Annotated in this window: 1 pseudogene; it reads right to left on the bottom strand. The window is 80.7% G+C overall.

Features of this window, described 5'->3' with window-relative positions:
- Positions 1-517, bottom strand: a pseudogene (locus tag K6I34_RS37950) (hypothetical protein); the annotation flags it as partial.

Here is a 517-nt window from a genome sequence, read left to right as displayed (position 1 = left end):
TGCCTGCCCAGCGGGGCGGGCACGGGGGCGCCGGACACGGTGCCGGCCCCTATGCCGCCCGGCAGACCGCCGGGCATTCCGCCTGGTGCTTCGCCCGGCAGGCTGCCCGGTACCTCGCCCTGCGGGCCGCTGCCCTGCATGCCCATGCCCCTCAGCAGGTCACCCGGCACGGGCGGGGCGGACAGGTCCGCCACGGGCGCGGGCGGCAGCAGGTCCGCCGGGTGGACGGGCACGGAGGCGGGCGACGGCGTCGGCATGGGCGCCAGGGGCACCGGGCCTGACGGGCCCGCGGCGTGCGCGCCGCCCGCCCGGTGCCTGCTGCCGGGGAGCGGGAGGGAGCCCGCCTCGGCGACAGAGCCGGGGAGGTGGATCCGCGGGCCCGTCACGGCGCCGGGCACGGGCGGGATGTCGCCGAGCCCGGTGACCGCGGGCGGCCCGTCGGCCAGGAGCGCGGCGGGCAACACCACGACGGCGGTGATGCCGCCGGTGTGCTGCTCGCGCAGCTGGACGCGGATGC

The sequence above is a fragment of the Streptomyces sp. UNOC14_S4 genome (assembly GCF_020740835.1).
In the GTDB taxonomy this organism is placed as follows: domain Bacteria; phylum Actinomycetota; class Actinomycetes; order Streptomycetales; family Streptomycetaceae; genus Streptomyces.
The sequence above is the reverse complement of the archived record's forward strand: the minus strand, read 5'-3'. Positions and strand labels throughout refer to the sequence as shown.